Below are 24,725 nucleotides of genomic sequence, written 5' to 3'. Positions count from 1 at the left end.
TATAGTCAATCCACTACTGTTAGCAGCACCCAACGTGGTCAAATGGACATCTATCCATCCCCATACGTGTATGCCACTCATGAAAGTTCTCTAAAAATAATGGTTGTAGCTCTAATGTATAAAAGTTGGCGGGATTATCAATCCCCAAACTCTCAGCAAACATAAGCAACATAAAAAAATCTTCTTCATCACGTGCCGCTCGTGCCATCGTCTGACGATAAGGCGCATGATAAAACTCATTTAATCCACTCTTAAACCGTTGCCACCATGGTTGAGTGTTCTCTAGTGGTTGAACGTTTTCTATATTATCTGATGTGTTTTCATTTTCCATAATGTACTCGTATTTTACTTAATTCTTATGATCTATCATGCCTATATGATACAAAAAACGCCAGCAATTGCTGCTAGCGTTTTTTATTAAACAGACACTCAATATGGTTTAACGTTTAAACCTCACCGCTTTTACCTTTATGTAGTGACCACTCTTTGCGTAGTACAGACAAACTCTCAAACGTCACCAAAATGGTCGCGATTAAGATAATAATATCCATAATAATAAGTAGCCAATTACCATCAGTAAAGAAGGTTTTGAGCTGAATCAATAGTGCAAAGACAGTCATAACCAACAAGAACGACAATGGTGCTAAGGTGTACCAAACTGGCTTACCTTTACGTAATAAGATAATAGTAACGATCATCAAGGTTAAAGCAGCCATTAACTGGTTGGTTGTACCAAATAGCGGCCAAATAATCATACCACCCGCGCCATCGATACCACCAGCACCGAACGCTAATAACAAACAGCTTCCGACAGCAAGTAACGTTGCAACGACACTCTTATTCAGTATGGGTAAATTATAAAATTCACCAAATTCTTGGAAGATATAACGTTGTAAACGTACGCCAGTATCCATCGTCGTACCAGCAAACAATGCGGCCATTACCGTAAGCATCGTCTGTGATAGCACCATGTCGATGCCAACGCCGGCATTCAAGATGGTCGCACCGCCGTCGATGAACGCACCGATAGAGCCATCACCAAACTTTTGATAGACCGCTTGCCAATCACCAAGAGTCGCAAAACCTGCGGTTGCTGCAAGAATTGCCCCAAGTGCTAGCATACCTTCACCCAATGCACCGAAGTAACCAACGAAACGAACGTCTTCTTCTTTATCAATCTGCTTAGAAGTAGTCCCTGTTGCGACCAAACCATGGAATCCTGATATGGCACCACAAGCAATTGTCACAAACAACAATGGCAGCAGTGACGGTGTATCGGCTGGCAATGCAGTGTTAACGGCTGGCGCGACAATATTAGGCGTGCCAATGAAAATAGCAGCATATAATAAAATCAAACCGACAAATAATTGTAAGCCATTAATATAATCACGAGGTTGAAGTAGCATCCATACAGGCAACAACGACGCAATCGCCGCATAGGCAAACAAGATCAAGATCCATACCGCGTTATCAGGCAAACCCATGACGGTTTCAGGTAACACAATCGGGAACATAGGGCCGAGATAGATAAGTCCGTACAAGGCAGTTACCCCGATAATGGACACCCAGACCAAATTCATATTGTAGCGATAGATACACTGCCCGATGATAAAGGCAACTACTAAGGCACCCCAAACTGGCAATACCGCAGATGGCGTCTTAATCATCATATTGGCAATAGCTACACCAAATACAGCATTAACCATCAGTAGTAATAAGAAGATGACAACCATCATCAAGCTGCGGACACGTGTGCCCATGACAGTACCAGCAATAGAGCCAATCGACTGCCCTCTATTACGCATACTTGCCCAAATAGCAGACATATCATGTACGCCAGCCATAAAGATAGTACCTACTACTACCCAAATAATGGCAGGCACCCAGCCCCAAATGACTGCAATGGCAGGACCGATAATTGGTGCAGCCCCTGCCACTGACGTAAAGTGATGTCCCCACAATACATACTTATTGGTGGGAACATAATCGATCCCATCTTTCATCGTATGTGCGGGTGTAGGACGGCTGTTGTCCAACGCTAAAATTTTGGTGGCGATAAATTTTGAATAAAACACGTAGCCGCAGAGCATAGCGGCAACGGCGAATAGTAGTACGATAGCACTATTCATCTCATCTCTCCCTAGACAAGTAGTCAATAGCCTTATAAGTTCAAGCTTTTTGAATTAAAATATGAAAAATATGCTAAATTAGTGTGCAATGAGTGACTCAGCTCATCTATCGTTTAGGTAAATTTTAGCAATTTGCAAAATTATTACCAATCAACAAAGTCATTTATCTTATAACTAGGGCATGTCACTAATCAGCATTTGGTGTGATGAGCCTGAGACTAAAACTTTGTTTGAATAATAACCGATTTGGTGATAAATGTAACGCAAGTAAGACATAAAAAACAACAAATAAAGGAAGTGCAATGGCACATTATTTTGGATTCGTACCCTCAGATAAACTAAAAGCTTTAATCAGTGAGGCCGAACAAGTCGTTGCTTCAAATGAGAATGTAGAGTACTACCCTTATCGCGATGCTCTTACGCATCAGACAGCGCGCGATCTTACTGATAATTTATTGGTTGGTTTGGTAGATATTATTCCTAACCCTGAGCGCCAAGCCTCTATGCGCAAAATTGTTGGAACGATTGAACGCGCGACAGATACTTTGCTCAATATCTTACTGGGTAAAGAAAACAATAAAGACGTGTTACCAAGTTTTCATTTTCTAAGAGATCATGCAACCTTTATTGATAATGAAGGTGTTAAACGTGTTGGCTTTAAACTGTCAGAAAAAGATGCCAATACCATCACTGAAGGGTTTGCTGCTATCACGCCTGAACAGGTAGATAGAGCCAAATTTAAAACAGCACTCGAAACCATGAACGAAGAAACATTGACCCATTTTATCAGTCGTTATGCCGAGACATTAAAGCTAGGCATGATCAAACGTAAGTCAGTTCCAGTTGCCAAATCGGCAATTGATAAAGGCATGAGTATGGCACTTAATAAGCTATTACCTGACCTACCAAATGACTCATTGAATAGATTGGCCAATTATTACCGTCCATTTATTATAGAAAAGCCAGAATAACCCTAAAAGTTGGATTAATTTTGTCCCAAAAGTCATATGACGTTGGGCAAATTCACTAAAATTTGCTAAAATAAGCGGCACTTTTTACCAAAGGCGCACCCGATGACCCAAATCAGTAACCAAGAAATTGAAAAAACCTTACGCAACTCAGAGTGCCTTATTAGCAGTATCGAAGTAGCTGCTGCTTATGAGCGTTTGGCCGCTCAGCTCAATCTACATTATGCTGGTCTAAACCCAATTGTTATGGTCGTGATGAACGGCGGATTGATTCCAGCTGGTCAACTACTGACACATCTTACGTTCTACCATCGCATGCACTATATTCATGCGACTCGTTATCGCGATAACGAAGGTACTAACGAGCTTGATTGGAAATTCAAGCCTGATGTTAGTATCGAAGGTGAGCACGTATTGTTAATTGACGACATCTTTGACGAAGGTATTACCCTAAAAGCAGTTGTTGAAGAATTAAGCAAAGAAAAGCCTCTATCACTTGAGTCTTGTGTCTTGCTTAACAAGCAACATGATCGCAAAGTTGCAGATTTCGATGTAGATTTTGTGGGTATTGATGTTGCAGATCGCTATGTTTACGGTTGTGGTATGGATTTCCATGGTTACTTGCGTCACCTGCCAGGTATCTATGCAATCAAAGAAGACAAAGTTTAATTCTAGACTTAATTGATTAAAATAGTTAAGTCCTAAAAAAGCATCCAATTTGGATGCTTTTTTATTGCGCTGACTTATTGCGTCGACAACAACTTGAATGAATCGTTAAAACTGTAATGCCAAACCAGTATGCCGCTCAGTTGGTGTTTGAACTGCTTTTTCTAAGGCGTGCTTGGTACTATATATCGTTACCTGCTTCTTAGCACGAGTCACTGCCGTATAGATAAGCTCTTTGCTCAGCAATCTTGCATGACTATTATCAAAAGTAATAGCAACATGATTAAATTCAGATCCTTGTGACTTATGAATGGTCATTGCATATGCCGTGGCTATCACCTCTTCATTTAGCAAGTTGACCGCAATCCCTTGTGTTTTATTTTCAAAGAATACTTCTAATTGGCTTCTTTCATCTGATGTTTGTAAGCAGAAACCAATATCCCCATTAAATAATCCAAGCTCATAGTTATTTTGTAGAATCATAACAGGTCTACCATGGAACCATGTGTTTTGACCCAAGGGCAACTTTAACTCAGCAAGATGCCATTGAGTGAGGTAGTTATTGATATAGTGGTCGCCCCATTCACCATTGTGGCCAGCGGTTAAGATTCTAAATTGATTAAATACTTTCATTAACGAAGATGTAGTATTTTTAACTGATTCTGGCACGGATTTTTCTATTGGATTTTCTAGTAAACTTCTAATTTCATTCACGTATGATTGGTAATTATTGGAGATTCTTGAAACAATCTTTTCCCCGCTTAGGCTATTTTCTATCTTGTTATTTGATATGGCCTCTGCTTGTAACGTATTAACATATTGAAAACTCAAAGCAGCGTCTTGCCTTAGTAATTGCCAAATAGCTTGAAGATTTGTCTCTGCTTTATTGATTTGCGTGGCCAGTTTACCGATACCTGACTCGGCGCTAAATCGGCGGCTCTCTGTTAGCTCTGCATGTATGGGTTGCAGTAGCGGAATGCGACAGAGATCAGCCAATACTGCTCCTGCATCAACGGCTGCTAACTGATTAGCATCGCCTAATAGTATCAGCCTAGCACCTGGCTTTACCGCGCTCACAAGATAATTGGCCAACTCAACTCCGAGCATAGATGCTTCATCAACGATGATAATATCCTCACCCAGTGGGTTGTTGGCATCGTAGCGCGGTCTACCCGTTCGACCGATGCCTAGTAGACGATGGATAGTTTTTGCCTCTTGCAACTGCAGCTCTACATTTGCGTCGTCTAAAGCCGCCTGCAGAGACTCTTGCATACGTTGGGCTGCCTTACCTGTTGGCGCTGCTAATGCTAGGCTAGCACTGTCTGTGCTAAACCTAATATGTTCAGACTCATCTCCCCTACTCTCTGTCGCCTGTTGTAACGCGATAACCAATTGAGCCACAGTGTAGGTTTTACCTGTCCCTGGGCCACCAGTAATGATACTAAATGCATTATTGTTCGCCACATTGATAGCGGCTATCTGTTGGTCATTTAAGTTCTCAGGCATGGCTATGTCTAAAGGCACTATCTGCTGATTCAAAATATGATTGATATGCTGTGCTAAGTTAAATTCTGCTTGCCATGTGCGGTGTAGCCAAAATGTGATTTTTGAACTTTGGGTCTCTTTATTCTTAGTTATGTTATAAATAATTGGTTGATTATCTTTGCTTAGGCTATTTTGATTGTTGTTACAATTACTGTTCGCCTTAACATTAGCGAATAAAGCATGCTCATGGATTGAATGAACGAAAGTATTTAAGTCTCTATTTTTCAAGCGCTGGTATAACGTAGTTATCGCATCAAAACGTTTGATCAACGTCTCTTTTTCATGGTTACTCAGTGCTAGCTGCGCCCACAGGTAATCTCGCTGACCAAACAAAGTATCTAGTAATACAAATAGCGATGTCTCCGTTGTAGTGTCATCGTCTAGTTGCGTGTCTATTTGCGTTTTTATCTGAGTATCAATCAGCGCAAAAATTGGGGTTGCCAGTATCCCCAATAATTGCTGCTGCCATGTATATAACGTGACTACTTCCCCATTAATCTGACCTTGCATAGGGGCTTCATGATCAGATGCATCAATGGTTAATACAGTATGCCCTTCTTCCAAATGAGCTGCTAAAATAACGAATAGAGCCGTAAATAAATCGCTATCTTTTGACTTACCGATTCTTCTATTTTCATCGTTTGTCTTTGCATCTGTTGCGTCATATGCTACATGTGTTTGCTGACGGCGCAGCAAAATATAATCGCTGATGTTACTGGCCCAGCTCTCTTGTAAGCTAATGGCTGACTTGCTCTTATTGTTATTATTACTCATCGTATATTTATCTCTTTTTAATCTGATTAACTGCCATAAAAATTTTTATCTATCTAATTGCTATATAAGGTTTATTAATCAGGCAGGCCAAACAAGGCATCTAGACCTTTAATGAATGCAATGGGAATATCCCAAGTAACCAGTCCATAACAACTTTTATCGCTCAAGTTATCGTGATTAGACTGAACCACATCTTGCGATGTAGGCATAGTAGCTGCCTGAGCATTCGGGTCATACACACCGCGTAAAAATACGTACTCTACAGCGCCTAAATATTTATCTTCGTTACCCGTATAATCACTGATTCTCATGGCAAGAAATCGATGTAATGCTACTTGATAGATTGCTGCTTGTAGCCAGTACCCTGCTTTAGACATTGCTTTCTTGAGGGTATCTTCATTGTAGTCACTTAGGCTATTTCCTAGAAAGTTACTCTTATAATCGACCACATAATACTTGCCAGCATGCTCATACACCAAGTCAATCTCACCACGCAGATAACGATACAGATGTGCTTTATTTTGTGGCACTAGAGTAACGTGTTTATCTGCCTCGTCAGGTAAATACCGTTGAAAAAGCTTACTAATATCCTGTGCTTTAAAATTCTCTGACAACCCCATATTGAACTCTAACTCGGCAAATCGCTTACCTTTATCAAGAGCAATCAAGGGTTGATTGGAGGCCAATAGTGGCGCATGCAGCACTTCTTCAATCCAATTAACTAATGCCTCATGCTTCGTTGTATCTATTGACTCAAGATCAAACCCATCACTATCTCTTTGTTTTTTGCCTTGGGATCTGCGGCTCTGCTGTTCCGCACTGCTATATATCAGCGGCAACTGATAGCTACTAATCGCTCTATCAATAACCTGAGGCCACTGGGCTTTATTAGTGAAATCTATTTGTTCAAATATCTCATGCAAAAACGTACCGGCATTGGCACCTTTTACAAAGGTAAAGCGGATATCATCTTCTACCTTGAGGCTTAGTTCACCGTCTTGTTCGAGAGACTCACCGTTATTAAGTAAAGAGAGGTCTGAAACTGAAGACTCCGTCATATCAATGTCTATCGCATCATCAATACGCTCATCCACTATCGCCATTGCTTGTGTAGATTCATCTAGCTGACGCGCTAAGGCGGTAAAGCTAGTCTTAGCCCAACCATAAAAATAATTGGTTTTCATCACCTCAGAAAATGGCGCGTACTTAATAGCCTCTGTTGTAGGCTTATGAGCACTTGGTTTGGTTGCGGCTAGCTGAGCACTGTCATTTACGCCTGCTGAGTTAGCATTGTTGTTTGCGTAATTATTGTCATAAAACTCATTAACTTTATGACCTCTGAGCATGCCTACAATGCCTTTGAGTCTATCTGGTAGCTCAAACTTTGCTTCTGGCGATTCAAACCAATAAAACACTGGCTTTAGCTCAAACCCTGTCTTGTTACTCGGATCTCGCAGCACAACATAAAGCTGCTCACTGGCTCGAGTAAATGCCACATAGCCAAGCCGTCTTATCTCATCAAAACCTTCTTGTGTTTCGATATCAGTATAATAATCCTCGACAGTAGCAGAGCCTTGCAATGGTGAGAAGCGGCGCTGATTTCCCGTCGATTGACTGTCTATCGGCTGCTGTACTTCTATCGACTGCCACACTAGCGCTGAAGGCGCTTGTTGCACGTTATATAGATACAGCCCATAGTCTTCCTTATTCCCAGACTTCCTACTGGCATCACCCATTCCCAATACATAGACAATAGGGAACTCAAGCCCTTTTGACTTATGAATGGTCATCAATTGCACACCAGACTCTGTCGGTAGCGGATATTGCTTAGCCCAATCACTGTTGGGTGCTGTATCTATCTGCTGTCTGAACCACGCCAGCAACTCATACTCACCCATGCCTAAGCCATACTGCGCCAAAATGTCCATTACATGACGCAAGTCCATGATATGACGGTCACCTTCTGGATGCGCAGCTAAGGCTTGCCAAACACCTTGCGGCTGCACAGGGCTTTTATCTAATAAATAATGTAGCGCTGATAATATGCCAAAGTGCTGCCAACGCTGTGCCCCTTCTTTTAGATAAGTAATAAAGTCTTGATAGCTTTTTTTAGTATTAGTAGCTTCATTCGCTGAGAAGACTTTCGAATTAGAATTTTGTGAATGGGCGCTTGGTGCACTGCTACCTTCGGTAATGCCTGACTCATGATCCGTCATCATGGCTTTGATGTTTTTGATACTCAGTCCATATAGATGACTGGTCAATACCCGATTAATCATGTCATGACGATACGGGTATAGCATGGCACTCAGCAATGCTGCCACATCTTCTGCCATAATAGTCTCAAAGATGCTGACGTCACTGGTGGTCAAAGTCGGCACATTCAGTTTTACCAGCTCGTCTTCGACCCTTTTCAGATCTTTTTTGGCACGTGCCAGCACCCCAATATCACTGGGCTGTATCGGCTTACCTTTTAGCGTCTGACCACTACTGAGCAAAGTGGCTATATGGCGAGCTGTTATTTCATGCTCATCATAATCAAATTCTTTGTCCTTGTCATAAGGCAGGTGCAATAGGCTCACTGGCTGAGCAGAAAGCACTTCTGTCACTAGCACATCATCCAGCCTATCTAACGCATTAAACCAAGACAGCTCATATTCCGGTTTTGCCGCTTTGATATGTTGGTAATGAATGCCAGTACCTAGCTGCGACAGCTTATTCTCAGCAGTTGTGGCATCAGCCATACCAAACCAGCAGTTCAATGCGTTAATCACACCCGCATTAGAACGGCGATTGATATCAAGTGTCCAAAGCGTACTCTTGTCAAACTGGGCTTTCATATAATTATAGTTGGCCACATCGCCACCACGAAACCCATAAATAGCCTGTTTGGGATCGCCAACCAATAGCAGAAACTCATGATTGGCTTTTTTAGTGGTTGACTGCTTGTCATTGTCCGACTGTTTACGCTTATTCTTTGGCAAGTAAATGCTTTCAATCATAATGGCTTGCTCGCCATTGATATCTTGCGACTCGTCAATCAGCGCCACAGGATAGTGATGACGAATATAACGCGCCAGCTTATCTCCTTGACGACCAGTTAATGCTTGGTTTAAGCGTACCATCTGCAAACTAAAGGTCGTCTCGCCGCGCTCTTCTAAAATAACTGGCAGTCTATTACGCACAGCCAGCACAATATGACGGTTAAGATTGGCCAATACCAACAAAATATGCTGATTTAAACTATCAAGCATGTCTAAGATCGCCATTAACTTACTAATGGTCTCTAACTCAAAAAGTGTCTGATGCTCTTTTTCTTTATTCTTATTAAAGTTCTTAATTTTGCCATCTTCATCGGGATATCTAGAATCCTGCAATGATGTCAGAATCTTATTCTCGCTTTCATTTAAATAGCTATTAAATGTCAGCTGATACTGCGATATCTTTTGATGCACCTCGATAATGGCATCAAACTGTTTGGTTAAATTAGAACCACCACGGAATCCTTGAGACTTTCTATAATCAGGATTTAAATAAGGCTGGATATCTACTAAATCTAACTGAGAAAACTCATTAATTAGTTTTTCGTATGCATCAAAATCAAAGCCTTTCTCAATCCTTATCTCATCAATCGGCGCAGAGATAAAATTAAGCGAGCGAGTCACATATTTCTTATGATCGCCAACTGCAGTCAGCTTACCCTGCTGATCCATCAGCGCGTAAAGTTTAGGCTGCTCATAGTATAAGCGGCTCTGAAACTGACGCAGCTCATCATGGATAATACTGTCAGTCACCTGTTCAATACTGCTGTCTTCAATAATCCCCATACCCTGCTGGTGACCAGTTTCGCTACTGTACTCCGTCAGCCATTTTTGCGCCAAGCTATCGAGCGTGCCTACAAACAGCTTATCCAATGTGGTTAGTACCAGTGCCGTACGCCTAATAGCTTCCGCCATGGGGTAACTGTACACGTGATCTAGCAAATAGCCGACGAGATGCAAGTTAATAGGATCTTGCATGATGCTATCTAAGCGCACATATTTGGCCTGATTAACCAACCAATCTTCGCGGTCTTTTTTTGCTTGTTTACGTTTCTCTGCCGCCGCTTGCTTATCAGCAGCAAGGTCTTGATTTAAATCGTCAATATCTGTTTCAACGTTTGCGTCTACGTCTGAATTACTGCCTGCTTGTGCGTCTTTATTACCCTCAGGCATGACTTGCAACATGTTGGGATAGAGACTCTCTTTATTGCCAGTATCAGCACTTAGGCTATTAACCCATTGTAATAATTGATAAAAATCTACCAAACGATCATGAATACGTTGACGCATTTCAGCAGCGGCGGCTCGTGTAAAAGTCGTGGCAATGATTTGCTCTGGTGCACGTCGCGCTTCGATTAGTAGGCGCAGCACGATACCGGTCAACGTCCAAGTTTTGCCCGTGCCCGCTGAGGCTTCAATTAGGTGTTTGCCCGTTAGATCAACCTCAACTGCCGGTATGACATCATTTTTACGCTCAGGCACAGCAGATAAAGTCAGTTCATCTGAATATTTATCAAATAAATTCGGTTGTGTAGACAAGTCAATGGTACTGGTTGGATCGCTAAGGTCTGTCATATGGGCGCATACTTTTAATTATTATTTATCAAAACAAAATAGCAAAAACTAATTAGAGGCTGTTCTAAATAACTGGCTAACTATCTAAGTTAGTTAACGCATCAAACATCGGCGCGTATAATGGTTGGGCTAATGTAGTCAACGCTGCCGATAGCGCTTTGAATGCATCTTGGTCTCGTAGTACGTACTGCCAAATAGTATGCTGCGAGCAAGTATCGTATACCGTGTCTGAGTTGTAGTTAGGTCTTAACCAGTCTGAGAAGTCGGCTCGTTTTGGCCAGTAGCGGTTGCTGTCACCTTCTTCATGCTCTAGATACTTATCAAGGTAGTTAAGTGCATATTCTGGTAATAACGTAATGGGCACTTGACCCGTTAACTTACCAAAAACAGCCCATTTTATCAGCTCAATCACAGCATCTTCATACACAATCGGGCTCAGTTTAAATGTGATGACCTTGTCATACTTTTTGACTTGTGAGCTGGGCTTATTAAAGCGCCAAATACTCACGCCATCATTTAATACTACTTGCTCGGCAGTGGTACGTCTAGCCACTTGCCAATACAAATGTGACAACCAAAACTTGAGTAAATGCCTAGGGCTGGCAGAATTGGGCAATATGTTTAACCACTGCTTGGGTGATTGCTTAGCATAAGGCACGCCCGCCTGAATAATTGATATGGGGGCTAATATTGGTACTGAGCCTTTGATCTTAATGATTTTCGGCAACAGCTTAAGCAGTGTTTCTATACCCTCTATATCTGTCTGGTCTTTTGAATTATTATCAGTGTTATTCAGTATATTTTTTAGCTCTATCTGAACAGGATATTCGGCGGTTGGGGTCAGTAGCTGTAATACACTGCTGATATCTGCCGTACTCTCGTTGAGAATACTGCTTTCGTCAAAGCCATTAGCCATTAACTGCTCTTTAAACTCTAAACATTGCTGTTGTAGCTTCTTTTGTTGTTTGGGTAATGTAGTTTGGCGAGCGACTCCAGCGGGCATGATTTTTTGATACATCAGGATTGGCGTAGTGGTTTCAGCAGTTGTATCACCGCCATTGGCCTTAGTCTCATCGGCGACCAATTGCTTAATCAAATGATCTTTGATTTGATAGGTAGTTAAACTGTTTAGAAATAGCGGCTCTTGATGCGACAGTGCTTCTTCACCTTGTACCACATGCACCTTTTGAGACCGTAAGAACGCTTTGGCAGGATGGCGTACTTGGTAAGCCAATGCCCCTTCAATATCTATCTCACTAACATTAAATATGCTATCAGATAATGCCTCTGTCATACCACTGACGTCGCTAGCATCAACAGCTATATCTAGCGCCAATAGTTCGACCAATGCAGACAAGGTTTGATTGTCTACTTGCCCTAGCTGGCCTAAGCCTTGACCCAACACCTGAGCGATTGACTCATACTGCGCCTTCGTAGGTAAGCCCACCAACTCTTTATGCTCACTAGATACTCGACCTTTTAATGTGTCAAACACCGCTTGCCAAAGCGGCGCAGGCGGAAACTGTTTTTTCTGAGCCAGTTTGGTTTTGCGCATGGCTGTATTTAATAAAGTATCCAGCTCATCAATCATATCGAAAGGGCTGGTAACCTGAGCATTGATATTAACGTTGGCATTGGCATTAGCATTGTCATCAATATCAGGAGACACTTGCTCAAAAACATCAGTGCCTTCGATTTCTGTCTCAAACAGACTCTCATGGAAAGGGAGTGCAGGATGCTCAGTCACCAACCACTGCTTAATCAATTTAGGCAAATAGCGCTTGAGACTCTCGGTAGTCGGATCAATATTCTCGGGTAATGTCTCAAGCGAGTTCACCTGCCATTGCACCTCGCCTTGCAAAAACTGCAATAGCTCGCTCACTGGGTTGGCTGGCAGATGCTCATGAGTGTCCGTCAAGCTTTGGCCATTGTAGAACATCCAGCATGCACTACGCGCGCACAGTAGTGCATCTAAAAATGCACCGTTGTCATCATCTTCACTAACTCTGTCACCGCGGCGTGCATTGGTCGCTTTCATCAAATCATAGCGGTTGTCACGATCACGCCCAGGAAACTCAGAGAGATCCATATTGAGCATCACCACCAGCTCAAAAGGCACGTTTCTTAGTGCACCGAATCGACCAAAGGTAATCACACCCGTCGGCTCCGCACTGACCTGCTGACTCTCAAGCTCGTTTTCGATACTGTCTAGCATAAAGCTCAGCTTGAGCGGCAATTGCTCCACACCTGCCAGCCTTTGCTCCACTTCTCTGTTGTCGACATCACCACTAGCGTACTGCCTATAGTGACGATTGGCTCGCAGACTTGATTTAAAGCCATTCATCGCGTTGTAAATGGCGCGCATGGTACGTGTTTGATCCACATCGCCAAAGTAGCGATGGATAACTTGTGTCTCAATCTGATCGAGCCAATCTTCCGCTTTCATTTTTTGTGTATGATCATCACGTCGTGCAACCAAGCCAGTATAAATACGGCAAAGCGCTTCAACAATCAGCGCATCATTTAGGCTCACTTGTGGTAACGGCAAGGTCATTTCTGGTAACGCAGTGCTTGGCCATTCATCGTCATTTAGAGCATATAAGCAGTCGCTCAACTCAGCTTCTGGCATGACCAGACCTAAAGTTAATCTGTCTAGTGCTTGTGCAAAGCTAAAGCGATAGTCGTAATCATTACTGTCTAAAGTTTGCTTAAGATGAAGCTCGTCAAAACCGCGAATAAAGCCCGCCTCTACCAACAAGTCACAGCCACGGCTCATCTGCTCATGAGTCAGTCCAAAGCTTTCAAATAAAGGCGGTAACATGAGCCAGTCTAAGACTTCAGCTGCTTCAAAACGGGCACTATGGCTACCCAATAGTTTGTAAAAACCGATAATGGCTTCCCATAACTGGCGAATATCGGCATCAACAACACCAGTCACTTTAGCAGGCAAAGTCAAACCGTCTTGACCCTTACCATTGACGAAGATAGACCCAATCAATGCGTGATGACGTTCAACATCAGGTAGCAGTACAACAATGTCCGAGATATGGCGTTTCTTTTCACCAAGTTTGATAGGTTCATTCAACCAACGGCCGATCATAATACGCAACACTTCAAGCTGACGCTGCAAACTATGACACGAATGAATGCTTAGGCTATTATCTTGGGAAGATATTGCCCAAAAACGGTCTTTCTCAAAGCGCTTATTCTCTAACGCTTCATCTTCATACCAAGCCGTTGCTGGCTTATCTCCATCAAAGCTTGACTCTAGTTGCTTGCTTACCGCTTGTGAGACTGTAGCGGCCGTTGCTTGCTGGGTCGATTGCTCATCAAGCATCAACACATCATTTTGCAAACGTTTTAATAAGCTCAGGTTACCTTGCGCATCTTGAGTACTGACAGCGTCTTCAGCAGGGACGACACTTTCATACATGTCATGAACGAGCGCATCATCTACACCATTATCAAAGTTATCTTGCCACTCTACCAGCGCATCGTCGTATTGCTCATTACCTGATAAATTGGCAAGCATCGCAAACGCATCGCGCGACTGCTTGCCCAAACGCGATAGCAAACTGTGACCATAATCACGCAAGAACACACTTTCAGGATTAATAATCTGCTGACGCTGTAACCATGATTTATCAACGATATCCGCCCAAAACAGCTTTGATGGATTGTAATGCAATAGCGTGATATTCATGTATTGCGACAAGCGCTGTAGAAAGTCGAGCTCGGTCTGTGGCAATTGCTGAATGGTAAATATACGCAGTACTTTGGGCAACTGATCGCGCTCATTCGCCTTGTTACCTTTTAAAGCTGACCAGAACGCACGCTCCAGTGCCACACGGTGTAGATGAACATCAGCAAATAAATGCGACCACAAGAAACGTTGGGAAATTTCTAACTCAACATAATGGTCGACCAACCACTCAGGCGTGCCGCGCGCATACTTATCAAAGCGCAGGGATAAGGCGTCTTTATCCGCTATCAACTCACTTACGTTCAACGGCTTGTTTTGCGACCATAATGCCAACCAATCCTCACGGTGAGTCAAATAGCGGTTAAACACCCTAGCCAAATCGCTTGCCAGCTGCCAAATGCGAGCATCTTGTTGCGCCTTATCCTGTTGTAAGCTGTCTTGTTGAGCGCTTGCCTGTGGGTCATCAATCAAAGACGCTAACAATGGATGAACTGGATGCTTTTCATCTGCAACAATCGACTCCTGATAATAAGTCAAATAACCAAACAATCGCCACTGCATTACTGTCGGTGACAACACCGCCACTTCCGGCACGTTTAGAGTTGTCGCTTCAGGGTTTTGCGCCAGTAAGTATGCATTATGGCGGGTCAATACATCTTGCATCAGCGTCCATTGATACTGGCCCCAAAATTTAGTACGCACCAAGGTACTAATACCAGCACGGCTAGCAATAGTTTTATCCAACCAATCACCCAATACCATTGACGGTACAATGACAATAAAAGGCTCAAAAACAGGCTGACCCTTGGACTGGTACTGTACAAGCAATTGATCAACGAGGTTTTCGGTACGGTGCGACTGAATAATAGTGAACATAGACAATAATCTGATTGAAATAAGGGTTAGATATTAGGATTAATAAAAAAGGCTTCACTTATAAATGATGCAGCTGATAAAAATAGTGATAATAGTACTACGCATAATAAAGATAAGATGAGATGTCTGTATCCAATGTCAAAAACGCCATAAAACGTCTAGACAAAACAAAAATCGATACTCATCAATCCATGTTTGATGGTCGTTACTATGATGCATTTCTGCTAGCATGAGGGCCAGAAACAAAAACAATCATAGTAGCAAATTCTACATATCCATTGATAACGTTGACTTGCCAAATTTGCTATCAGTGTGCCATTGATGGTTATCGTTTACTAGTGTAAATGCCGATATTATAATAAGCTTGCGACATTTAGTGTCGTTTTATACTATCATTCATATTTACAATGAAATAATCTCATTGCGGTTTTTAAATTGGCCTTTACAACCTGTATCTAAATAACACTTTCTATTGACGGGATTACTTAATATTATGCCATTGCGTCCCATTGATGCTATTTTTGTCCATCCAAAACAACGCTTATACGTCGTGTATTATCGCGGTGAGTTGTGGCAACTGCCACGTATGAAAATCGATGAGAGATCATGGAAAAACAGACGACCCTATACCGATGATAGTAGCTCACTTTATTTGAGCATCCATCAAGCTATCAGCGACCCTATCCTTGCGCAGAAATTGAGAACGCTAGATCTACCTGTAGCGGTACGTAGTAGCACGTTGCCACGTTTTGAAGCATGGTGGGAGGCACATGGGTTTAGATGGTTAAAAGACAGACTATTAACCGGTGAATCGCCGTTAGCAGCGCATCAAACTACTACACCTGCTGCCAAGGTATTAAACGACCAATCTGATCCTCTAACAGATTGCCAAACCAATGGCCATACTGATGAAAATGGTGAGGTTAATGAAGAACAAGTATCTACCCCTTCTGCAGACACGGATATCTTTGCAGACATGTTGGCTGAATTAACCGATGAAGTACTAGAACAAAAGCTTTGAAAACTAGATACCACCCTGTATATAAACGTTGCTATGAATCAACTAATAATAAAAGAGCAGTAATATATGAAAGACTACAAACTACTGCTGGCTGGGCTAATCTTGCTACTGCTCACAATCTTTATCGCGGTCTTCATTTGGTTGTGGACCAGTAATCAAAAAAACACAGACCCATTGCCAATCATGGCAAGTGAAAGTGAAGCAGACCCTAGTACGAAAGGTGATGAATCAAGAGAGATTGCTGACATTGTGTTATACATTCGAGCAGAGGAGAAGTTACAGATACCTTTGGACGATATCATTGTGAGCTTTGAATCTCGTTATCCGCACGTGCAAGTGCTAGCGAGCTATGTCCCCTCTCACGACCTTCTTACAGTACCAAGTAATGGTTCTACCAAAGACAAACTCTCTGACTTCGTTTTTGATACAGATATGATTATTACTAATGACGATAGCCTATCTACAGAACGGGTATCACTCCTACAGTCAGAATTGCAACAGGCACAAGATAGAAATGGTCAAAGTCAGAAAAGTACTGAGGATGTTGGTATAAATGATGCATCTGATAAAAATAGTGATAATAGTACGCATGATAAAGATAAAAAGATACACACTCTAAACCCCTTTAACTATGCGCTAAAAGATGAACAGGCGCTTGAAGGTGTCATCCTGACAGACGATACAACTGCTATTAACTTCCGTAATTTTTTACTATCGAGCACAGGTCAAGATATACTAAAAAAATATGATTATGAGAACATTAGTGGTTATAAGAACAGTGTAAATGACTTATTTAAACCAACCTCACAGGCAAAAAATGCATCAGGTGATCATGCTGTAGATGTCACTGACGCGCTTAGCAATGGTGAGTAAAGATAAATTGTCTCTATTTGTCTTTTGTTGATTGCTTTTATGACTGCTTTTTTCTACAATGTCACTCCATAATGCGCCTATAGCTCAACAGGATAGAGCAGTTGCCTCCTAAGCGATCGATCCGAGTTCGAGTCTTGGTGGGCGCACCATCCAATAATATTAGAAGTAATAAAAAACCCCTTGTAAGCCTTGTGCTACAAGGGGTTTTTTATATTTAAGGGTTAATAGGCAAGGTTAGTAAGGAATAATAAAATTATATCTTGGCTACTTTTGACGGTATCGACCAATATCGACAAATAAGATACCGTCAAAATCATTAACTTACACATTACTGAAACAAGCTACGCGACCATACAGACCCTATAGTTTTATATTAATGCATAGATAAAAAAATCACCCTAACTTTTCAAGTTAAGGTGATTTTTTATGGTGTTTGCAATATCGATAATAGCTAACTATCTAATCTCTAACTTAGAAAGAAGTACGGCGATAGTTACGATATTCAGGTAACCAAAAGTTCGCTTTTAATCGGCGTTGTAAATTCTCCGATGTGATAGGTAGTGCTAGCTTATCTTGAGCCGCTTGTAATGCCACTGCATACGCTATCTTTTCACTGATCTCTCTGATAACTTTAATTGGCGGTAGTATGGCACCAGGTGCTTTTTCGTATTCCATTGATATATCTGCAAGGGCTTGGCTTGCTGCCGTTAGCATATTATCGCTGATACCTGTCGCACGTGCTGCTAAAACACCCAGGCCAATACCAGGGAAAATATAGCTGTTATTACACTGAGAAACCTCAAAAGACTGACCGTTATAAGTGGTATGAGGAAACGGACTACCCGTCGCAACAATGGCCTTACCTTTACTCCAATTCATGACTTCTTGCGGTGTTGCCTCCACACGAGACGTTGGATTTGAAAGTGGTAGTACAATTGGGTGCTCAGTATTAGCACATAGCGACTCGATCACTTCTTGGGTGAACAGACCTTTTTGTCCGCTAACACCAAATAATACGGTGATTTTTGCTTGTTTAACCACTTGCGCTAAGCCGAGTTTCTTACTTTTATCCCAGCTGGCAATAGCTGATTCCTTTTGTACTAATGGTTCTTGGAATTTTTGCAGTTCTGTCATGCCATCTGTTAGCAGGCCATAACGATCAACCATGAATACTTGACTACGAGCTTGCTCTTCAGTCAATCCTTCACGTTGCATTTGGCGAATAATATGCTCAGCAATACCGCAACCTGCAGATCCTGCGCCTAAAAATGCGATATTCTGTTGGCTAAGTTTTTGACCTTTATTTAGACACGCTGCAATCAGAGTACCAACCGATACCGCAGCAGTCCCTTGAATATCATCATTAAAGCAGCATAGCTGATCACGATATTTATTCAATAACGGGGTAGCGTTTTCCTGAGCAAAATCTTCAAACTGTAATAACACTTCTGGCCAACGGCGCTTAACGGCCTGAATAAATAAGTCCACAAATTCATTATATTCATCGCCAGAGATGCGCGGATTTCTCCAGCCCATATACATAGGATCATCAAGCAACTGTTGGTTATTGGTGCCGACATCCAGCAAAATAGGTAGACAGTAGGCTGGGCTAATACCACCACAAGCCGTGTATAAAGACAACTTACCGATTGGAATACCCATACCACCAATACCCTGATCCCCTAGGCCCAAGATACGTTCACCGTCAGTAACAACGATCACTTTGACGTTTTGTTTGGTGGCATTTTGTAGCATATCGTCGATTTTGTGACGCTCAGGATATGAGATAAACAAACCCCGTTTACGACGATAGATTTGCGAGAACTTTTCACACGCCTGACCAACGGTTGGGGTATAAATGAGCGGCATGACTTCTTCGATATGCTGCTCAATTAGATGATGAAATAAGGTTTCATTGGTATCTTGGATGTTACGCAAGTAAATATGCTTATCCATCGCATCAGTGAATGAGCTTAGTTGATGATAAGCACGTAATGATTGCTCCTCAATCGTTTCAATATTATGAGGTAATAGCCCCGTTAAATTAAAGCTACTACGTTCTTCTGATGAAAAAGCACTACCTTTATTCAATAAAGGTGTCTCTAAAAGAGCGGGTCCAGCAACAGGAATATATAAAGGACGCTTGTTTGACATAATGTAATCTTCTTATTAAAGGCATATGAGTGAAAGCCATACTGAGTGAAAGCTATGCTAGTGCTGCATTATACATAGCATCGACTGGTATTTAACAATAGATAACAAAATCATTTTGAATAAATGTGCTTCTGAACTCGAGGCTGCTGATACATTTACCTAGAAATAATCAAAAAGCACTACCAATCGGCAGTGCTTCTGAGGGTGTATTGAACATTTATAATAGACAAACACTGAACTACTTTGCTACTTAGCTTAGCTACTGATAAACAATCAGCCCAATGCCAGTTTTAAATATCAGTTATAGAATTCAGTTATAAACAGCACGAGCAATTGCGTTTGGTTTTCGACATTTTACCAATACCCGGATTAAAGGTATTGGTTGGGTCTAGACTTTTATAAAAGTTCTGCAAATCAGGTTCCGCTTCGTATAGGTGTCCGACATTATGCTCAGCAGGATATTTGGCTCCGCGTGCGCTCAGTAGCTCTAGCATCATTTTTTTAACAAGATGTGCATCACTACCCTTCTTCAGAATATAGTCTTGATGAAATACATAACAAAAGAAGTGTCCATAATAGAGTTTCTTCTCTAAGTGTTGTTCAATGTCTTCAGGTAGCGTTTCGAGCCATTCTAATTCGTTACGTGGTATGGCAATATCCAATGCCAATATATCGCCGACTTCTTTTTCATGTATGACTTCATAACGTAATGCAGCACCTGCAGCGGCAAAGCGATGTAAAAAGGCGCTTTCTGATTCTTCTTGACTACATTCAAAATAGTTACCCGTATTTGAAGCGTCGAAAAACACCTTCAGAAAATCCTGTGCTTCTGCTATGCCGTCATCACTCATTTTTAAGATGAGATGATGCTCATATTGGTCGCGATACTCTAGCATTCGCTTCGGTAAATGCTTTGGAAATATATTGGCGACGAACTGCATAACTTTGTCAGTAAAGTGCTTTGGCATCCATGACCATTTATGGAACTTTGCGTCCATAGCGCCTTTGATAGAAAACAATCTAGGTAAGGCGTTGGTACCGAGATGCTTAATACTCAGGAACGTGTCTTTTCCGTATTTAGCGGATACATCAAATATATCACGATGCATGTACTCACCCACTTCAGGGATATTATCAAAGCTTGATAATATCTGCCTTCTGAGCTGTGCAAGCTCACTCACACTGTTGGTGCCTATATAAAATGTTTTCTCTTTTGCAGCCGTTGGATAGGTATCAAGACGCACTGCAAACACGGCAAGTTTACCAGCGCAGCCACTGGCTTCATACAGTCTTCGCTTATCCGCATTAAAACGACTTGGCGTACTTGCATCAACATCTTTTACTCTGGCGATATATTCTTTATCAGATGCCATCTTACCAGTATCAGGTAATGCTCTTTTATCAAAATTACCTGTTTGCAGATTAGTGAGTATTTCTTCTGGAGTGTCGCCTAACTCTACATCTAGGTGATTAACCAGCACTAGCTGACCGTGCTTGTCTATTTGGGCAAACAATGCCAGCTCGGTATAAGCAGGACCTCTTTTCACCAGTGCCCCACCTGAATTATTAGAGACACCGCCAATAATTGACGCACCTAACGTCGATGAACCGATGACCGAGTGAGGTGCTCTATTTACGGCTTTAAGCTGACTTTGCAACTGATGCAACGTGGCGCCAGGTAAGCTAATCACTTGCTCGTTATCATTCACCAAATACAACTGATTCATTGCAAGGGTGTTAATCACAACCACTGGTCTATCGTAGTCATTACCGCTCGGGGTTGAGCCTTCAGTCAGCCCTGTTTTTGCTGCTTGCATGATAATAATGCAGTCGCCTGCCACACATATCTCTAAGCTACGCCAAATCTCGAGCAGTGTTTGCGGAAACAAAACAGCCAAAGCGCTGCCACCACCAGAGCGCCACCCCATTCTATAGTGTTCGTTTTTTTCTGGATCTGCTTGTACATTGCTAGCTCCTAATACGTTCGTCAGCTTGTCTAACACTTGATCAGGGCTAATGATGTCTTGAGAAGGCATATTTGATGAGAAAAGGTTTGATGAATGCATATCAATCTCTTTATCTTGGAGGTTACATGTGCTTTATGGTGCTAAAGGACCTTGAAAACCGAAAATGTAAATGGTAGCCATAACGATTATTCCGCAGAACAACACATAATAGATGGTAGGTAAAATAGTACGCCTAAGTGTGGCGCCCTCCATACCGAGTAGGCCCACCGTTGCTGATGCAGCCACCACATTATGTACTGCAATCATATTACCAGCAGCCGCACCAACTGCTTGAGCCGCGATGATTAGAGAAGGTGAAATATGTAAGCTCATGGCGGCTTCGTATTGGAATTGACTGAACATCATGTTGGATACGGTATTAGAGCCCGCGATAAAGGCACCTAACGCACCAATGGTTGCACTGATTAAGGGGAAAACACTACCAAAAGTACCCGCAAACAACTCTGCACTGGCGACAGGCATACTCGCCACATCTGATAAGTTTACGCCTGAATTAATAAAAATTCTAACCATTGGAATCGTAAAAATAAGGACAAATCCGGCCCCTAGTACAGTTTTACCTGATTCTTTAAAGGCATTGTTTAGTGCATTGACAGGTTTGTTCGTTTGAAAGGCCGCAGCAACCAAGGCGCTGATTAATAACAAGCCGCCTGGTAAGTATAAAGGACTAAAACTGGCACTGATATCTGCCTCACTTAAAATCGAGGTTAGGTCTACTGTCGCGCTGTTCAGCAAAGACTGAAAGCCTGTTAATACTCTAGAACACACCAATAAAAGGGCAACCAATAAATAAGGAAACCATGCCATAACCACGGACATCTTTTTACCATTTGAACTCGGTGTCAAGTCTTCCTTACTGACCACTAACTTACCAAGCCACTCATTTGGCCAGCTTTTTTTCGGTTCAAAATCCCATGTGGTTTTTGGTACTAAAAAGCCACGTTTTGCAGCATTAACAACGATAGCAATACTGACCAAACCACCGACCAGTGACGGAAACTCAGGCCCTAAAAAAATACCTGTTAGGGTATAAGGGACTGTGAATGCCAAACCCGCAAAAATAGCAAATGGCCAAATAGCGAAGCCTTCTCTCCAGCTTTTATTTTTCCCAAAGAAACGTGTGAGCATCATCACCATAAAAAGTGGCATAAATGTACCAATAACACCGTGCATAATGGCTACTTGGCTGGTGATCAGTTGTAAAAAATCGCCCCACTCTAGTCCTTGTTGTGCCAGTTGGGCGCTAATGGCTACTGTATCTAACCCCTTGTTTACTCCAATAACGATAGGCGTACCGACTGCCCCAAACGATACAGGCGTACTTTGTATCATCATTCCCATCAACACAGCACCCAGCGCTGGAAACCCTATCGCGACCAGTAAAGGCGCGGCAATAGCAGCCGCTGTACCAAAGCCAGCAGCTCCTTCAAGAAAGCAACCAAAGCACCAAGCAATAATAATGGCTTGCACCCGCCTATCTGGCGATACATTGGTAAACCCAGCACGGATAACAGCAATGGCACCAGTATGCTTCAACGTATTCAGTAAAAAAATAGCCCCAAATACGATCCACAATACTGAAACCGTAATGACCATTCCCTGAATAATAGATGAAGACACGCGATTAAGCGTCATATCCCATACAAAGAGGGCAAGCGCGGCAGTAACAGCCAGAACGATTGGCATGGTTCTTTTGGCTGACCATTGCAACCCTATCAAAAAAATACCACAGAGAACGATTGGCAGTAATGCCAACAGTCCATATATTGTTTGACTCAAAATCATAATCCTTTTTTTATCGTGTAATCTTCCTTGAACAACTTCATTTAAGCATTTGTTTTTATAACTTCACGCTGTCGGTCAGACGAAGCCGAAGACAATCTCTGTCAGTGACATGATTAATAGAATGGTTAAATAAACAAATGCTCAAAATTCCCTAAAATATTCTACGCCTTGTCGATACATTGATATATTGCATCAAAGGATAATGTTATTTTCTTTTTTTGCTATAATCCAAAACGTATTACACCAATTGGGGAACAAGTATGGGCAAAGCTGACGATATGGTTTTATTCGTCCAAGTGGTTGATGAAGGGTCATTTTCTCGGGTCGCTGAAAAGCTGTCATTAACGAATTCAGTGGTAAGCAAACGTATTGTAAGATTAGAAGAGAGCTTAAATGCACAGCTACTGTATAGGACAACCAGAAAGTTAAGCTTAACCGATGCAGGAAGGACGCTTTATGACAAAGCTAAAATCGCTAAATTTGCCTTTCAGGAAGCTGAAAATGCCGTAACAGGCTATGGTGAGGACATGAAAGGCAACATACGTATAACCATGCCAGCGGTCTCTGCAAATCTAATATTGAGCGAATCCATTGCCGAATTCTGTAAACAACACCCAGAAATATCAGTAGATTTACAGATTACCAATCGATTGGTTGATTTGATAGAAGAAGGGTTTGATCTGGCGATAAGGACAGCAGAGCTTGAAGACTCATCACTCATTGCAAGACGTCTTATAGATAGCCAGTGGGTCATATGTGCGACACCAGACTATTTAGAGCGACACGGTACACCTCAAACCCCTGAACAATTACGGAGTCATGAGTGTTTGGTCTATAAGTTTGATCATACGGCGAATGGTATATGGCCGCTATATATAGATGGTACAGAGCAATTACTTCCTGTACAGGGGCGGTTTCATAGCAATCATCTTAATGCGATTAAACAAGCGACTCTCAGCGACCTAGGTATCGCCTTTTTACCACAAGCACTTGTTTATGAAGAAATGCAGCAAAATATGCTCACCCAGATTTTGCAACGCTTTACAAGAAAGAAAATGGGTATGTATGCGGTTTACCCCAAAGCACGGCAACCGGACCAAAAATTGAAACTGCTTGTAGCGCATCTGCGAGAATCATTACATCAAAAACAGGCTTACTACTGCTAATAACCTTTAGACAGGTCAATAGGCTTGTCCACTCTAGCTGCATTCTTCGATAATGCAATCCTTACGCACATAAGCACAGTTGGAAGATGGTGCGTGATACAGGTGTAAACCTTCGAATGTGGCAACGGATTTATACGTAAGAATAATGGTAGGGATAATAGCCTGCCTTACATATTAAATGCGTTAAATGCGATTTTCATCCTACACCACTGCTTACGTCCTGCTTTACAACCTCGTCGACAATATTTTGACATCAACAGTCATTAAAAATGTCGTTCTGATATGAAATTAGCCTTCAATTATCATAAAATCATTAGGTGTAAAATTAGTAATATTATTATTAAGATGTTGAATTATTTAATAATATAATAAGTCAAGTAGTATAAACTTATCTGATACCTGCATAGCGAGATTTTTAGGTT

Annotated in this window: 13 protein-coding genes and 1 tRNA gene; 6 read left to right on the top strand and 8 right to left on the bottom strand. The window is 41.9% G+C overall.

Annotated features, from left to right (window positions below):
* Positions 1 to 19: 19 nt before the first annotated feature.
* Together CXF60_RS02840 and CXF60_RS02835 are read right to left on the bottom strand one after the other, a co-directional pair.
* Entirely contained in the window at positions 20 to 331 is a 312-nt protein-coding gene (locus CXF60_RS02840; protein WP_102090696.1) for a cory-CC-star protein, read from the bottom strand.
* A 115-nt stretch (positions 332 to 446) separates the two neighbouring features.
* Positions 447 to 2,129 carry a carbon starvation CstA family protein gene (locus tag CXF60_RS02835; RefSeq protein ID WP_102090695.1) on the bottom strand — a complete coding sequence of 561 codons (1,683 nt, stop codon included), beginning with the start codon at positions 2,127 to 2,129 and terminating at the stop codon, positions 447 to 449.
* A gap of 302 nt (positions 2,130 to 2,431) precedes the next feature.
* On the opposite strand from CXF60_RS02835, the gene CXF60_RS02830 reads away from it, so the two are divergent.
* Both CXF60_RS02830 and CXF60_RS02825 read left to right on the top strand, forming a co-directional pair.
* Complete coding sequence (locus tag CXF60_RS02830) at positions 2,432 to 3,100, top strand: hypothetical protein (protein ID WP_102090694.1); 669 nt, start codon at positions 2,432 to 2,434, stop codon at positions 3,098 to 3,100.
* 102 nt (positions 3,101 to 3,202) lie between these two features.
* A complete protein-coding gene (locus tag CXF60_RS02825; protein WP_057760160.1) occupies positions 3,203 to 3,766 on the top strand; it encodes a hypoxanthine-guanine phosphoribosyltransferase in 564 nt (187 codons plus the stop codon).
* A 105-nt stretch (positions 3,767 to 3,871) separates the two neighbouring features.
* On the opposite strand, the gene recD is transcribed toward CXF60_RS02825, so the two are convergent.
* The 3 genes from recD to CXF60_RS02810 all read right to left on the bottom strand — a co-directional run bounded on the left by recD (position 3,872) and on the right by CXF60_RS02810 (position 15,277).
* Positions 3,872 to 6,082 carry an exodeoxyribonuclease V subunit alpha gene (gene recD, locus CXF60_RS02820; RefSeq protein ID WP_102090693.1) on the bottom strand — a complete coding sequence of 737 codons (2,211 nt, stop codon included), beginning with the start codon at positions 6,080 to 6,082 and terminating at the stop codon, positions 3,872 to 3,874.
* Between the two features lie 74 nt (positions 6,083 to 6,156).
* Positions 6,157 to 10,698, bottom strand: coding sequence for a UvrD-helicase domain-containing protein (locus tag CXF60_RS02815; protein ID WP_102090692.1), 4,542 nt, complete (start codon positions 10,696 to 10,698; stop codon positions 6,157 to 6,159).
* A gap of 76 nt (positions 10,699 to 10,774) precedes the next feature.
* Positions 10,775 to 15,277 (bottom strand): exodeoxyribonuclease V subunit gamma, encoded by a 4,503-nt coding sequence (locus CXF60_RS02810; RefSeq protein WP_102090691.1) that lies wholly within the window; start codon positions 15,275 to 15,277, stop codon positions 10,775 to 10,777.
* A 493-nt stretch (positions 15,278 to 15,770) separates the two neighbouring features.
* Between CXF60_RS02810 and CXF60_RS02805 the strand changes: the two genes are divergently transcribed.
* The 3 genes from CXF60_RS02805 to CXF60_RS02795 all read left to right on the top strand — a co-directional run bounded on the left by CXF60_RS02805 (position 15,771) and on the right by CXF60_RS02795 (position 17,320).
* Positions 15,771 to 16,298 (top strand): hypothetical protein, encoded by a 528-nt coding sequence (locus CXF60_RS02805; protein ID WP_102090690.1) that lies wholly within the window; start codon positions 15,771 to 15,773, stop codon positions 16,296 to 16,298.
* A 66-nt stretch (positions 16,299 to 16,364) separates the two neighbouring features.
* Positions 16,365 to 17,171, top strand: coding sequence for a hypothetical protein (locus CXF60_RS02800; RefSeq protein WP_102090689.1), 807 nt, complete (start codon positions 16,365 to 16,367; stop codon positions 17,169 to 17,171).
* 73 nt (positions 17,172 to 17,244) lie between these two features.
* A tRNA-Arg gene (locus tag CXF60_RS02795) sits at positions 17,245 to 17,320 on the top strand.
* A 322-nt stretch (positions 17,321 to 17,642) separates the two neighbouring features.
* Here the strand turns inward: CXF60_RS02795 and CXF60_RS02790 are convergent.
* From CXF60_RS02790 to CXF60_RS02780, 3 genes are all read right to left on the bottom strand, one after another.
* The gene (locus tag CXF60_RS02790) at positions 17,643 to 19,325 is read right to left on the bottom strand and encodes an NAD-dependent malic enzyme (RefSeq protein ID WP_101205849.1); all 1,683 of its coding nucleotides are present in this window, start codon (positions 19,323 to 19,325) and stop codon (positions 17,643 to 17,645) included.
* Between the two features lie 314 nt (positions 19,326 to 19,639).
* Positions 19,640 to 21,391 (bottom strand): D-lactate dehydrogenase, encoded by a 1,752-nt coding sequence (gene dld / locus CXF60_RS02785; RefSeq protein ID WP_102090688.1) that lies wholly within the window; start codon positions 21,389 to 21,391, stop codon positions 19,640 to 19,642.
* Between the two features lie 33 nt (positions 21,392 to 21,424).
* On the bottom strand, positions 21,425 to 23,131 hold the full coding sequence (locus CXF60_RS02780) for an L-lactate permease (protein ID WP_102090760.1): 1,707 nt from the start codon (positions 23,129 to 23,131) through the stop codon (positions 21,425 to 21,427).
* Between the two features lie 266 nt (positions 23,132 to 23,397).
* On the opposite strand from CXF60_RS02780, the gene CXF60_RS02775 reads away from it, so the two are divergent.
* Positions 23,398 to 24,303 carry a LysR family transcriptional regulator gene (locus tag CXF60_RS02775; RefSeq protein ID WP_102078243.1) on the top strand — a complete coding sequence of 302 codons (906 nt, stop codon included), beginning with the start codon at positions 23,398 to 23,400 and terminating at the stop codon, positions 24,301 to 24,303.
* Positions 24,304 to 24,725 lie beyond the last annotated feature (422 nt).

This window comes from Psychrobacter sp. 4Bb, assembly GCF_002836735.1.
Classification (GTDB): domain Bacteria; phylum Pseudomonadota; class Gammaproteobacteria; order Pseudomonadales; family Moraxellaceae; genus Psychrobacter.
The sequence above is the reverse complement of the archived record's forward strand: the minus strand, read 5'-3'. Positions and strand labels throughout refer to the sequence as shown.

What these genes read in the sequence shown, in the direction of transcription:
- CXF60_RS02840 (WP_102090696.1), bottom strand. Translation starts at nt 331, where the DNA reads ATGGAAAATGAAAACACATCAGATAATATAGAAAACGTTCAACCACTA.
- CXF60_RS02835 (WP_102090695.1), bottom strand. Translation starts at nt 2,129, where the DNA reads ATGAATAGTGCTATCGTACTACTATTCGCCGTTGCCGCTATGCTCTGC.
- CXF60_RS02830 (WP_102090694.1), top strand. Translation starts at nt 2,432, where the DNA reads ATGGCACATTATTTTGGATTCGTACCCTCAGATAAACTAAAAGCTTTA.
- CXF60_RS02825 (WP_057760160.1), top strand. Translation starts at nt 3,203, where the DNA reads ATGACCCAAATCAGTAACCAAGAAATTGAAAAAACCTTACGCAACTCA.
- recD (WP_102090693.1), bottom strand. Translation starts at nt 6,082, where the DNA reads ATGAGTAATAATAACAATAAGAGCAAGTCAGCCATTAGCTTACAAGAG.
- CXF60_RS02815 (WP_102090692.1), bottom strand. Translation starts at nt 10,698, where the DNA reads ATGACAGACCTTAGCGATCCAACCAGTACCATTGACTTGTCTACACAA.
- CXF60_RS02810 (WP_102090691.1), bottom strand. Translation starts at nt 15,277, where the DNA reads ATGTTCACTATTATTCAGTCGCACCGTACCGAAAACCTCGTTGATCAA.
- CXF60_RS02805 (WP_102090690.1), top strand. Translation starts at nt 15,771, where the DNA reads ATGCCATTGCGTCCCATTGATGCTATTTTTGTCCATCCAAAACAACGC.
- CXF60_RS02800 (WP_102090689.1), top strand. Translation starts at nt 16,365, where the DNA reads ATGAAAGACTACAAACTACTGCTGGCTGGGCTAATCTTGCTACTGCTC.
- CXF60_RS02790 (WP_101205849.1), bottom strand. Translation starts at nt 19,325, where the DNA reads ATGTCAAACAAGCGTCCTTTATATATTCCTGTTGCTGGACCCGCTCTT.
- dld (WP_102090688.1), bottom strand. Translation starts at nt 21,391, where the DNA reads ATGCATTCATCAAACCTTTTCTCATCAAATATGCCTTCTCAAGACATC.
- CXF60_RS02775 (WP_102078243.1), top strand. Translation starts at nt 23,398, where the DNA reads ATGGGCAAAGCTGACGATATGGTTTTATTCGTCCAAGTGGTTGATGAA.